Source organism: Enterobacter sp. CP102 (assembly GCF_025152625.1).
Taxonomy (GTDB): Bacteria; Pseudomonadota; Gammaproteobacteria; order Enterobacterales; family Enterobacteriaceae; genus Enterobacter; species Enterobacter soli.
In genome coordinates, this window is sequence record NZ_CP104014.1 from 3,790,494 (window position 1) to 3,803,252 (window position 12,759).

The 12,759-nt window shown below is 52.5% G+C and carries 13 protein-coding genes; 8 read left to right on the top strand and 5 right to left on the bottom strand.

What is annotated here, in order from left to right; translation table 11 throughout:
• Positions 1–104 precede the first annotated feature (104 nt).
• A complete protein-coding gene (locus N1249_RS17785; RefSeq protein ID WP_259831772.1) occupies positions 105–1,037 on the top strand; it encodes a LysR family transcriptional regulator in 933 nt (310 codons plus the stop codon).
• 19 nt (positions 1,038–1,056) lie between these two features.
• Here N1249_RS17785 and N1249_RS17790 read toward each other — a convergent pair whose 3' ends face one another.
• Positions 1,057–1,605, bottom strand: coding sequence for a flavodoxin family protein (locus tag N1249_RS17790; protein WP_409193148.1), 549 nt, complete (start codon positions 1,603–1,605; stop codon positions 1,057–1,059).
• 41 nt (positions 1,606–1,646) lie between these two features.
• Complete coding sequence (locus N1249_RS17795; RefSeq protein WP_259831774.1) at positions 1,647–2,072, bottom strand: DoxX family protein; 426 nt, start codon at positions 2,070–2,072, stop codon at positions 1,647–1,649.
• 176 nt (positions 2,073–2,248) lie between these two features.
• On the opposite strand from N1249_RS17795, the gene N1249_RS17800 reads away from it, so the two are divergent.
• Positions 2,249–2,647 (top strand): helix-turn-helix domain-containing protein, encoded by a 399-nt coding sequence (locus N1249_RS17800; protein WP_259831776.1) that lies wholly within the window; start codon positions 2,249–2,251, stop codon positions 2,645–2,647.
• 26 nt (positions 2,648–2,673) lie between these two features.
• On the opposite strand, the gene N1249_RS17805 is transcribed toward N1249_RS17800, so the two are convergent.
• Entirely contained in the window at positions 2,674–3,366 is a 693-nt protein-coding gene (locus N1249_RS17805) for an aspartate/glutamate racemase (RefSeq protein WP_182062306.1), read from the bottom strand.
• A gap of 134 nt (positions 3,367–3,500) precedes the next feature.
• On the opposite strand from N1249_RS17805, the gene N1249_RS17810 reads away from it, so the two are divergent.
• On the top strand, positions 3,501–3,824 hold the full coding sequence (locus N1249_RS17810) for a cupin domain-containing protein (RefSeq protein WP_259831779.1): 324 nt from the start codon (positions 3,501–3,503) through the stop codon (positions 3,822–3,824).
• Positions 3,825–3,856: 32 nt separating this feature from the next.
• Here N1249_RS17810 and wzz(fepE) read toward each other — a convergent pair whose 3' ends face one another.
• Positions 3,857–4,990, bottom strand: a complete 1,134-nt coding sequence (wzz(fepE), locus tag N1249_RS17815; RefSeq protein WP_259831786.1) for an LPS O-antigen length regulator Wzz(fepE) — start codon at positions 4,988–4,990, stop codon at positions 3,857–3,859.
• Positions 4,991–5,535: 545 nt separating this feature from the next.
• Here wzz(fepE) and N1249_RS17820 point away from each other — a divergent pair.
• The 5 genes from N1249_RS17820 to N1249_RS17840 all read left to right on the top strand — a co-directional run bounded on the left by N1249_RS17820 (position 5,536) and on the right by N1249_RS17840 (position 10,956).
• The gene (locus tag N1249_RS17820; protein WP_014071620.1) at positions 5,536–6,426 is read left to right on the top strand and encodes a carbohydrate ABC transporter permease; all 891 of its coding nucleotides are present in this window, start codon (positions 5,536–5,538) and stop codon (positions 6,424–6,426) included.
• Positions 6,419–7,321, top strand: coding sequence for a carbohydrate ABC transporter permease (locus N1249_RS17825; protein ID WP_259831790.1), 903 nt, complete (start codon positions 6,419–6,421; stop codon positions 7,319–7,321). The genes N1249_RS17820 and N1249_RS17825 overlap by 8 nt, the downstream gene beginning before the upstream one ends.
• Before the next feature lie 12 nt (positions 7,322–7,333).
• The gene (locus N1249_RS17830) at positions 7,334–8,461 is read left to right on the top strand and encodes an ABC transporter ATP-binding protein (RefSeq protein ID WP_259831792.1); all 1,128 of its coding nucleotides are present in this window, start codon (positions 7,334–7,336) and stop codon (positions 8,459–8,461) included.
• 13 nt (positions 8,462–8,474) lie between these two features.
• On the top strand, positions 8,475–9,761 hold the full coding sequence (locus tag N1249_RS17835; RefSeq protein WP_166717564.1) for an ABC transporter substrate-binding protein: 1,287 nt from the start codon (positions 8,475–8,477) through the stop codon (positions 9,759–9,761).
• Positions 9,762–9,828: 67 nt separating this feature from the next.
• Positions 9,829–10,956 carry an oligogalacturonate lyase family protein gene (locus tag N1249_RS17840; RefSeq protein ID WP_259831794.1) on the top strand — a complete coding sequence of 376 codons (1,128 nt, stop codon included), beginning with the start codon at positions 9,829–9,831 and terminating at the stop codon, positions 10,954–10,956.
• A gap of 88 nt (positions 10,957–11,044) precedes the next feature.
• Here the strand turns inward: N1249_RS17840 and N1249_RS17845 are convergent, their stop codons facing one another.
• Entirely contained in the window at positions 11,045–12,460 is a 1,416-nt protein-coding gene (locus tag N1249_RS17845) for a sugar porter family MFS transporter (protein WP_259831796.1), read from the bottom strand.
• Between the last annotated feature and the right edge of the window lie 299 nt (positions 12,461–12,759).

A 12,759-nucleotide genomic window follows, 5' to 3' on the forward strand; every position in this document is an offset into this window, starting at 1 on the left:
CATTTTTTTATGATTACGCCACAGCACGAAGAGAATAAAAAATATCGTTTTATCGTTAGTCTATGCAAAAATGATATGGATAACTCTTAGTCATCAGGTGCCCAATGCCCGCCGTCAACTTACGCCACATCGAGATTTTTCACGCCGTGATGACCACGGGGAATCTCACCGAAGCTGCACTCATGCTGCATACCTCTCAGCCAACGGTCAGCCGCGAGCTGGCGCGCTTTGAGAAAGTGCTGGGGCTAAAGCTGTTTGAACGTACGCGCGGCAGGCTGCATCCCACAGTGCAGGGGTTACGCCTGTTTGAAGAAGTGCAGCGCTCCTGGTACGGCCTGGACAGGATCGTCAGTGCGGCTGAAAGTCTGCGGGAATTCCGCCAGGGTGAGCTGTCGATTGTCTGCCTGCCCGTCTTTTCGCAGTCCTTTCTGCCCATGCTGCTACACCCTTTTCTGACGCGCTATCCCGAGGTCAATCTCACCATCGTGCCGCAGGAGTCGCCGCTGCTGGAAGAGTGGCTTTCGGCTCAGCGCCATGATCTCGGCCTGACCGAAACGCTTGTCACCCCTGCGGGAACACAGCGCACCGAACTGCTCTCTTTAGATGAAGTTTGTGTACTGCCAGCAGGACACCCGTTAGCGCAAAAACAGATCCTGACGCCCGCTGATTTTCAGGGCGAAAATTACATCAGCCTTTCACAGACCGACAGCTACCGGCAGCTACTGGACACCCTGTTTGCCGAGCATCAGATTAAACGCCGAATGGTGGTAGAGACGCACAGCGCCGCCTCAATTTGTGCGATGGTGCGTGCTGGCGTGGGGATTGCGGTGGTAAACCCTTTAACGGCGCTTGATTATGCCGGAACCGGGATTGCTATCCGCCGTTTTAGCGTATCCGTTCCCTTTACCGTGAGCCTTATTCGCCCGCTTCACCGCCCGGCATCAGCACTGGTGGATGCATTCAGTGAACATCTGCAAGGAGGGCTTAACGCGCTCACCGCAAAGCTGGACGATGTGCTTAACAATATGCCCGGCTAACTGCCGGGCATTCGTCAACTCAGTTGAAACGTTTTGCGACAGAAGCCACACGTTCACCGAATTTCACTGCGGTTTCCAGATCGCCAGATGCAATCGCACCTGCGTCCGCGTCTGACGGCGACTGAACCAGCAGCCCGACAGAACCGCCCAGGTTGTTAATATCCTGGCGCGTAGCCGCCTGAGTGTTTGACGGTGGCAGACCCAGGCTCACCCAGATACCGCCATGCTGTGAAGCCAGCGTTTGCAGATACTGAAGCGACACCTGTTTGTCACCGTTCAGGCTCGCGCTGTTGCTAAAGCCCGCAAACACTTTGTCCTGCCAGCTGCGCACAAACCAGGCTTTCGACGTGGCATCGGCAAACTTCTTGAACTGCCACGGCACACCGCCCATATACGTTGGCGCACCAAAAATAATCGCCTTCGCATCGTTCAGTTTTTGCCAGTCGCTTTCCTGAATATCGCCATTGCTGTCAATCGCGATCAAATCAGCATGCGCGCCCTCTGCAACCGTTTCAGCTACGCGTTTTGTGTGGCCGTAGCCGGAATAATAGATAACTACAACGCTCATAATGTGTCTCCTGATGGAATATTACTTATGAAGTCAAACGTTTACGACTGGCGCGATACGGCATATTTTCCCGCGCCGAGGAACATAATGCATAACCCACCGAGGAAATAGAGCGCTTCGCTTTCCAGCGCCCAGGCTCCCACGTCGGTCAGAGAATAGAATTTGCCCATTCCCACCAGCAGCGTGGCGACAAGGATATTGAAGGCATAAATGAAGGCGGCGGGCCGCGTCAGCCAGCCAATGATGATAAGCACCGGTGTCACGATTTCGCCGATAAACACGCCGTAGGCGATAAAGCCCGGTAATCCCTTTTGTTCCAGCAGCGCGGAGATCCAGCCAACGCCATGGTCAATTTTTGCCACACCATGAAACAGCATCAAAATACCAAAGGTCAGCCGCAATAAAAGGCGGCCAAAATCGGGATGGTTGGTGTAACGAGTAAAAACGGAATCAATGGTTTTCAGCATGGTGATTTTTCTTTTGCCTACGTGCAGGCGTGCATTCAACGAAAGGCAACCGACTGCTGGTTGCCATTTTCGGTTCCCTGGTATCAAATAGAAACCTTACGTCGTTTTATACACGCAAACATTCGCTTGCGTAAGAAGGCACCTTTACCTCACCTGGTTACCTTGAGGGAACCACCATGACTGACTCTGAAACCGTAATGAAAGAGATGCCGCCTTATAATGTGTTCGACGAACGCTGTCCGACACGCAATGTGCTGGCACGTATCGCCGATAAATGGGCACTGCTGATCCTTGCGCGTCTGGAAAACGGGCCGATGCGGTTTAATCACCTGCAACGTGATATTCAGCGGATCACCAAGAAAGTGCTGACCCAGGCGCTGCGCAAGCTGGAGCGCGATGGTCTGGTTTCGCGAGAAGTGTTTGCCACTGTGCCGGTGACGGTAGAGTACAGCCTGACACCGCTCGGCCAGGCACTCACGGAAACCGTCACCGTGCTGGCTCACTGGGTAGAAAGTAATATGGATGCCATCGTCGCAGCGCAATCAGCGTATGATGCCGCCAACGAACAAGACTGAGCCGGGCAAGCCCGGCTTTGTGCTGCTCAGGAGAGCATAAATTCAACGGCATCAGCCGCATGAATGGCTGCCGTATCAAATACCGGGATCGGGCTGCGCTCAACCGGCACAAGTAAACCAATCTCTGTACAGCCGAAAATCACGCCCTCTGCCCCCTGCTGCGCGAGCTTCTCAATCACGCTGACGTAGTACTCGCGCGAGGGCTCGCTGAAGGTCCCAAGGCAAAGCTCCTCAAAGATAATCTGATTAATGCGCGCCCGGTCGGCCTCATCCGGGATCAGGCTTTCAATCCCGAATTCACTGCTCAGTCGCCCACGATAAAAATCCTGCTCCATGGTGTAGCGGGTACCCAGCAGCGCTACGCGCGTCATCCCGGAGGCGGTAATCGCACGCCCGGTGGCATCGGCAATATGCAGGAACGGCAGCGAACAGCGCGATTCAATGTGTGATGCCACTTTGTGCATGGTGTTGGTACAGAGCAAAATCCCCTCTGCGCCCGCACGCTCCAGCCCCAGCGCCGCCTGCGCCAGAATCTCGCCAGCTTTATCCCACTCACCGCTTGCCTGGCAGGCTTCTATCTCATGGAAATCGACGCTGTGCAGCAGCAGGCTTGCAGAGTGTAGCCCGCCAAGACGTTGCTTCACCCCTTCATTAATCAGGCGGTAATACGGGATGGTCGATTCCCAGCTCATACCACCTAACAGACCGATCGTTTTCATACTCTCTCCTTTATATTTCTTCCAGTGAAGCAAACTTGTGATCCTGTTTCCAGTTCTTTGGCTAGCCGTTTCTTTTTACCGCGCGGTGATATAAATTAAATGAAACAATGTTTCATTAACTTGCGGAGCTAGAGATGTTTATTTTTCACAAAGAGACAACGCTTGAAGATCTCGGAAACGGGGTGACACGCCGAATTCTGGCGCATGACGGAAAGATGATGGCGGTAGAGGTGAATTTCCAGCAGGGTGCCATCGGGCCGATGCATAACCATCCGCACGAGCAGTTAACCTACGTGCTTTCCGGCGAGTTCGAATTCACCATTGGCGATGAAAAACATGTCGTGACGGCGGGCGACACGCTCTACAAAGAGCCGCACATTATGCATGGCTGCGTGTGCCTGAAACCCGGCACTCTGCTTGATACCTTCACACCAGTGCGCGACGATTTTCTGCGATAAAAAAAGGCGGTGTCACCACCGCCCTTTTTTTATTACATTTCCGCTTCCGGAAGGGGTTCCGCTAAAGGCTTGCGCATCAGCATCGCATTTTGAACAAGTACAAAGCCGCAGGCGAAAAACCCACCAACAAATCCTGCCAGTAACACGATAATCAGCTTGCCCGGGCCATCTTTTTTCACCGGCTGAGACGGCGACAGCTGATATTTAAAAGGCTCAAGCTTCACATCTTCAACAGACAGTTTTTTTAACTGGGCCAGATGATATTCACGGTTCTGGAAATCAGCATTCAGCTCTGAAACATCCTTGAGCGATTTTTCAATTTCCAGCTTTTGTGCAATACCGTCTGCGCCCAGCGCCACGGAGTAATCCGGGTCATCTTTAACCGCCTGGCCATTGCTGTAGACCGGCTTTTTGATCCCGGCGGCATTGGCCACTTCCAGGGAATAGTTCAGACGTTGCAGGTTGGTGTTGTGAATATTGGTCAGACGAACCCTGTCCAGCTCCAGCTGTTGTTCCTCCATCCGCGTTTTCAGCGTGACCTGGTTACGGATGTTCTGCATCGTTTCTTTTTCAACCAGCGCGGATACGAACTGGACATAGCCTTCAAGCACGGTGCGCGCATCTGTCGCCGTCGGTGCCGTAAAGCTCAACGTCCAGGATGCATAAGGCACTTTATCGGCATCTTTCGCTGCAGTGTTATCCACTGCTTTCATCTGCTCGGCGATATTGACCACGGCACGATGCAGCTCAACAGGATCAATATCTGCACCTTCCAGTTGCGCCATAACAAACGGCGAGGAGGTCATATATTCTTCAAGCAGCGACTGCGACTGGAACTTTTTAATGAACAGGTTGAATACATCAGGGCGGGCGATTTTTACGTCCACATCCAGTACCTGAAGCGCCACCAGCATCTGGCGCAGTGGGTTCCACTGCGTTTGTTCTGCCGGTGTGATCACCGCCTTACTGGTCCACTTTTGCGGCAGGATAAATGCCATTGCCAGGCCTGCTACGGCAAAGGCGAAAGCGGTGACCAAAATACGTTTTTTTGCGACCCACAAGACATCCAATAATCCCAGAAGGTCAATCTCTTTATACTCATGTGCCGGAGAGGCATGACGGGAAAAATCCACATCCGTATTTTTTTTAAAATCCATGACTGACATAGCAATTCTTCTATTTTGATGGCGCAGCGAATCTGCCTGAGAGGTCCCTGAGCGACCGATGATACAAGATAGTAAGAATTATCTGAATGCCAAAAGTTTAAAACCTGATGCCTGACTATCAGAATTAGTAGTAAAAAGTTGCGCGATCTCACGTATGTTAATCCTTCTTTCTCACGGCTCATCCGCTCTTCAGCGTTTTTCGCTGACTCTCATTCGGGTTAAAAATGCCACCTTCCTCACCTTATTGAAACAGCGTTTCGACATCGATCACATTTCCATCATTAAGCGAATGACGCGGAAACAAATAGCAATAAAATAAAATAAAACGATGTTTTAGTATTCAAGAACAACGGTTCGTGAGTTTTTAAAACCCTGACAGGGCTTGTCAGAGCAACTCAGAAAAACATTTTATAAAACATGAGGTAAGGGAGTAACCGTAACGCGTTTCATACCGAACACACATCCCCGGGCCAGCCATCAGGCGTGGGGCGACAGCATCACAATCGGATTCCGTTTTAAAACCATTGATTGCCAGGTAGGTATGTATGAATGAAAACAAAATGCTGGGGCTAGCGTGGATATCACCCTACATCATCGGGCTGATAATCTTTACCGCGTTTCCCTTTGTCTCATCATTCTTTCTCAGTTTTACTGATTACGATCTGATGAGCCCGCCGGTGTTTAACGGCATCGAGAACTATCGTTACATGTTTACGGAAGATACTCTCTTCTGGAAATCCATGGGCGTGACCTTTGCCTATGTATTTTTGACCATTCCATTAAAACTGGCATTTGCTCTGGGAATTGCTTTTGTTCTGAACTTTAAATTACGCGGCATCGGTTTCTTCCGTACTGCGTACTATATTCCGTCGATCCTCGGCAGCTCCGTAGCAATTGCGGTTCTGTGGCGTGCACTGTTTGCCATCGATGGCCTGCTGAACAGCTTTATTGGCGTATTTGGCTTTGATCCGGTGAACTGGCTGGGTGAACCTTCTCTGGCGCTGATGTCCGTGACCCTGCTGCGCGTCTGGCAGTTCGGCTCTGCGATGGTTATCTTCCTGGCTGCACTGCAAAACGTTCCACAGTCACAGTATGAAGCGGCAATGATCGACGGCGCATCAAAATGGCAGATGTTCATGAAAGTGACCGTGCCGCTGATTACGCCGGTGATTTTCTTCAACTTCATCATGCAGACCACCCAGGCGTTCCAGGAATTTACCGGGCCGTATGTCATTACCGGCGGCGGGCCAACCTACTCGACTTACCTGTTCTCGCTCTATATCTACGACACCGCGTTCAAATACTTTGACATGGGCTACGGCGCAGCACTTGCCTGGATCCTGTTCCTGGTGGTTGCCGTCTTTGCCGCTATCGCCTTTAAGTCTTCGAAATACTGGGTGTTCTACTCCGCCGATAAAGGAGGCAAAAATGGCTGATATCCAACAACTCTCCACGGCGAGAAGCGTTGCTGAGCGCGAAGTGGCTCGCACGCTGCGCAAAGAGAAAATCAACGCCAGTATCCGCTATGTGATCCTGCTGTTTGTCGGGCTGCTGATGCTCTATCCGCTGGTGTGGATGTTCTCTGCGTCGTTTAAACCGAACCACGAGATCTTCACCACCCTCAGCCTGTGGCCTGCACACGCCACCTGGGACGGATTTATTAACGGCTGGAAAACCGGGACTGAGTACAACTTCGGTCATTACATGCTGAACACCTTTAAGTATGTGATCCCGAAAGTGATCCTGACCATTATCTCCTCCACCATCGTGGCGTACGGCTTTGCCCGCTTCGAGATCCCGTGGAAGAAATTCTGGTTCGCGACGCTTATCACCACCATGTTGCTGCCAAGCACCGTTCTGCTTATCCCGCAGTACCTGATGTTTCGTGAAATGGGCATGTTGAACAGCTATATGCCGCTGTACCTGCCGCTGGCGTTTGCCACCCAAGGGTTCTTCGTCTTTATGCTGATCCAGTTCCTGCGTGGCGTGCCGCGTGACATGGAAGAAGCGGCGCAGATTGACGGCTGTAACTCCATCCAGGTGCTGTGGTACGTGGTGGTGCCAATCCTGAAACCGGCCATTATCTCGGTCGCACTGTTCCAGTTCATGTGGTCAATGAACGACTTTATCGGGCCTCTGATTTACGTCTACAGCGTGGACAAATACCCGATTGCACTGGCTCTGAAAATGTCCATCGATGTCACCGAAGGTGCGCCGTGGAACGAAATTCTGGCAATGGCGAGCATCTCCATTCTGCCATCCATCATTGTCTTCTTCCTGGCACAGCGCTACTTCGTACAGGGCGTAACCAGCAGCGGAATTAAAGGTTAAGAGGGAAATATCATGGCTGAAGTTATCTTCAACAAACTGGAAAAGGTGTACTCCAACGGCTTCAAAGCGGTACATGCTATCGACCTGAAAATCGCTGAAGGGGAATTCATGGTGATCGTCGGGCCATCCGGCTGCGCGAAATCAACCACCCTGCGAATGCTGGCCGGGCTGGAAACCATCAGCGGCGGTGAAGTGCGCATTGGAGAGAAAATCGTTAACAACCTGGCGCCGAAAGAGCGCGGGATTGCGATGGTGTTCCAGAACTACGCGCTGTACCCGCACATGACGGTGCGCGAAAACCTGGCCTTCGGCCTGAAGCTGAGCAAGCTGCCAAAAGATCAGATTGAATCTCAGGTGAATGAAGCGGCGAAAATTCTGGAGCTGGAAGAGCTGCTCGACCGCCTGCCACGCCAGCTTTCCGGCGGCCAGGCGCAGCGTGTGGCCGTAGGCCGTGCGATTGTGAAAAAGCCGGACGTGTTCCTGTTCGATGAACCTTTATCAAACCTCGACGCCAAGCTGCGCGCCTCGATGCGTATCCGTATTTCTGACCTGCACAAGCAGCTGAAGAAATCCGGTAAACCGGCGACCACCGTATACGTGACCCACGACCAGACCGAAGCGATGACCATGGGTGACCGCATCTGTGTGATGAAGCTCGGCCACATCATGCAGGTGGATACCCCGGATAACCTCTACCACAAGCCGAAGAACATGTTCGTGGCGGGCTTTATCGGCGCGCCAGAAATGAACATTCGTGCCAGCAAGCTGGTGGAAAAAGAGGGACATCTGCATATCGCCATCGGCAATGAAACCATGCCGCTCAACGGTGAAAAGCAGGAGAAAGTGTCTGGCTACACGGGCCAGGAGATCTTCTACGGCGTGCGCCCTGAATTTGTTTCGCTCTCAGACGAGCCCTTCCAGGAAGGTGGTTGCAGCGGCGAGATGGTGCGTGTGGAAAACATGGGCCACGAGTTCTTTGTGTATCTGAAAGTCGCGGACTACGAACTGACCGCCCGAATTCCTTCCGACGAAGCTAAGCCAATGATTGATAAGGGGCTTCATCGTAAGGTGTATTTCAAGTTTGATATGCATAAATGTCATATTTTTGACGCTAAAACTGAACAGAACATCTCTCTCTAATGGAGTTATAAAAATGAAAAAAGTGCTTTTAAGCGCCGCTATCTCCGCTACCCTGGGCCTTACTGCTTTGCCATCGATGGCACAAGATGTTGATTTACGTATGTCCTGGTGGGGCGGTAATGGTCGCCACCAGGTTACCCTGAAAGCGCTGGAAGAGTTCCACAAGCAAAACCCGGATATTAACGTGAAAGCGGAATACACCGGGTGGGACGGTCACCTGTCCCGTCTGACGACCCAGATTGCTGGCGGCACCGAGCCGGACGTGATGCAAACGAACTGGAACTGGCTGCCGATCTTCTCCAAAAACGGGGAAGGCTTCTACGATCTGAACAAAATGAAAGACGTGATCGACCTGAGCCAGTTCGATCCAAAAGAGCTGCAATCCACCACGGTGAACGGCAAGCTGAACGGTATTCCAATCTCCGTAACCGCACGCGTGTTCTATTTCAACGACGAAACCTGGAAAAAAGCGGGCGTCGAATACCCGAAAACCTGGGACGAGCTGATGGCCGCAGGCAAGGCCTTCGAGAGCAAGCTTGGTAAGCAGTACTACCCTGTGGTGCTGGAACACCAGGACACCCTGGCGCTGCTGAACTCCTACATGATCCAGAAGTACAACATCCCGGCCGTGGATGAACAGACCAAAAAGTTCTCCTACAGCAAAGAGCAGTGGGTGGAATTCTTCCAGACCTATAAAAAGCTGGTTGATAGCCACGTGATGCCAGACACCAAATACTACGCGTCATTTGGTAAGAGCAACATGTATGAGATGAAGCCGTGGATCCAGGGCGAATGGGGCGGCACTTACATGTGGAACTCGACCATCAACAAGTATTCCGACAACCTGAAGCCACCGGCAAAACTGGAGTTGGGTAATTACCCAATGCTGCCGGGTGCCACCGATGCGGGCCTGTTCTTCAAACCGGCGCAGATGCTGTCGATTGGTAAATCCACCAAAAACCCGGAAGCGGCGGCGAAGCTGATTAACTTCCTGCTGAACAGCAAAGAAGGTGTCGATACGCTGGGTCTGGAGCGTGGCGTGCCGTTGAGTAAAGCGGCGGTGCAGTTCCTGACCGAAGATGGCACCATCAAAGAGAGCGATCCTTCCGTTGCGGGCCTGCGTCTGGCGCAGTCTCTGCCAGCGAAACTGTCCGTATCACCTTACTTTGATGACCCGCAGATTGTGGCCCAGTTCGGCACCTCTCTTCAGTACATCGACTATGGCCAGAAAACCGTGGAAGAGACTGCCGCTGACTTCCAGCGTCAGGCTGAACGTATCCTGAAACGCGCCATGCGCTAAGCCCCCGGCCAGAACATACCCTGCCACTGACGGTGGCGGGGTATTTTTTTATCTCAAGGAGAGAAAAATGAAAGGCAAAATCATCCCGCTGAATTTTCGCACTCGCCAGGATCCTACAACCGGGCACGAGGTGATACGGATGACGCCCCCGCACATTATTTGTCACCGGAATTACTTCTATCAAAAATGCTTCACCCGTGATGGCAGCAAGCTGATTTTTGGCGGTGCGTTCGAAGGCCACTGGAATTACTACCTGCTGGATATTGCGAAACAACAGGCAACTCAACTTACCGACGGGACCGGGGATAATACCTTTGGCGGCTTTTTATCTGATGATGATAAGTCCCTGTGGTATGTGAAAAATAACCGCGAACTCCGGCGCGTCGACCTCGACAGCCTTGAGGAGTTTATCGTCTATGACGTGGACGACGAATGGGTGGCGTACGGCACCTGGGTGGCAAATTCAGACTGCACGAAGCTTGTCGGGATCGAAATCAAAAAGAGCGACTGGCAGCCACTGACCGACTGGAGCAAGTTCCGCGCGTTTTACTTTACCCAGCCTGAATGCCGCCTGATCAATATCGATTTACGCACTGGCGAACGCCGGGTGATGTTGCAGGAAAACCGCTGGCTCGGGCATCCGATCTATCGCCCGTTTGACGACACCACCGTCGCGTTTTGCCATGAAGGCCCGCGTGACGCCATCGACGCGCGCATGTGGCTGATTAATGCCGATGGCAGCAATGTGCGTAAGGTTCGCCAGCACGCGCCCGGCGAGAGTTTCACCCATGAATTTTGGGTCCCGGACGGCTCCGCGCTGTATTACGTGGAGCATAAAGAGAACGATCCGAAACGCTATCTGTGCAGCGCCGATCCGCAGACGCTGGAAAACCGCCAGCTGATGGCGATCCCGCCCTGCTCTCACCTGATGAGCAACCACGATGGCGCGCTGATTGTCGGTGACGGCGCACCGCACAATACCGGTGACATTAGCCTGAACGATCCGTTTATTTGGGTGTTTGATTTGAAAACCGGTGAGAAAAAAGCGATTTGCCAGCACAACAGCAGCTGGAAAGTGCTGGACGGCGACCGCCAGGTCACGCATCCGCATCCGTCATTTTCACCTGACGGTGAGTGGGTGCTGTATACCTCGGATGCCGAAGGAATGCCGGCGCTGTATTTAGCGAAGGTGTAAAAAAAGCCGGGTGGCGGCTATGCCTTACCCGACCTACATTTGGCGCTACTTTGTAGGCCCGGTAAGCGTAGCGCCACCGGGCACGCCATCAGACGCCGATATCCCGCAATTTCTCGCCTTTCATCAGCTTACGTTCAATGTGCTCAAGCGTCACGCCTTTGGTTTCAGGAATAAGCCAGAAAGTAATTCCGATAAATACCACGTTCAGCACCGTGTAGAGCCAGAAGGTACCAGCCGCACCAATCGAATCCAGCAGCGTCAGGAATGTCGCGCCGATAATCATGTTCGACACCCAGTTGGTGGTTGTGGAACAGGTTATCCCGAAGTCACGGCATTTCAGCGGCTGAATTTCAGAGCACAGGATCCACACTACCGGCGCGGCGCTCATCGCATATCCCGCAATACACATCATGGTCATGCCGACAGAGAGCCAGGACAGCCCGCTTGATGCCGTGCCGTTATCGAACTGCATCAGGCAATAGCCGAGGATCAGCGTGCCGATGGCCATCACGCTAAAACCAATTTTCAGCGCCGGTTTACGTCCGGCTTTATCAACGGTGAACACCGCAATAAAGGTGGCGAACATAAAGGTCAGCCCGACCACCAGAGTGGCGACCATCTGCTGCTCGGTGGTGGTGAATCCAGCCATTTTAAAGATGCGCGGGGCGTAATACATGATGATGTTCATACCGGTGAACTGCTGCATCGCCTGCAACAACATGCCGAGGAACACCGCGCGACGCACGTTGCGATTAGCCTTGAACAGCGCCCAGCCGCCCTGCTTCAGCTTCAGGCTTTCGCGGATGTCGTTCAGCTCGTCACGCGCTTTTTCAGACGTATCACGCAACATGCGCAGCACCTCTTCCGCCTCCACGTGGCGCCCTTTTTGCGCCAGCCAGCGCGGGCTGTTCGGCAGGAATATCACCAGCACAATCAACAGCAACGCAGGCAGCGCCAGCACGCCGAGCATCGCCCGCCAGTTACCGCTGTAGCTGAACCAGGTATCGGACAAAAATGCCAGCACGATACCGAGCGTCACCATCAGCTGATACATACTGATCATCTTGCCGCGCACGTTCTCGCTCGCCATTTCTGACAGATAAAGCGGCGCGGTGTAAGACGCAATCCCCACCGCCACGCCCAGCAGCACGCGGGACAACAACAGCAATTCCACACCGGTGGCAAACGCAGAGCCGAGTGAACCGGCCACGAACAGAATGGCGCCAACCATCAGGCTGTATTTACGCCCAAGGCGGAACGAAAGCCAGCCGTTAAACAGCGCACCGATGGCCGCGCCGAGCATCATACTGCTCACCACCCACTCCTGAAGGCGACTGCTCAACGTAAAGTGATCGGTAATAAACGGCAACGCACCGGCAATCACGCCAATATCCAGCCCGAACAGCAAACCGGCTACTGCTGCCGCGATAGAAACAAACTGGTTCATGCGGCGGGTATCGCGAAGCGCGCCGGGCATGAGGGTAGAGTCATTTATAGATGTCATATTTTCCTGCCTGAACAGCGAAATTCGTTAACTGAAATTACGAGATGGCGAAAAAAAGTGTCAGGCGGGAATCTGCGAAGATATGGATAATTTCGCTGCGACATACCGATCTGTGATGGACATTACAATTTCAACTAATGCTGAATAATCACATTCTTTTACTAATCATTTAATTTTTAAGCAATAAAAGTGTGATTCATGTCATTCATGATTTTTTGGTATGGATTTTTCATCTTTATCGGTATGGATAATGACATTTTTTGAGCAAAAAAAACCTCCGCAACAAGGCAGAGGTTCTT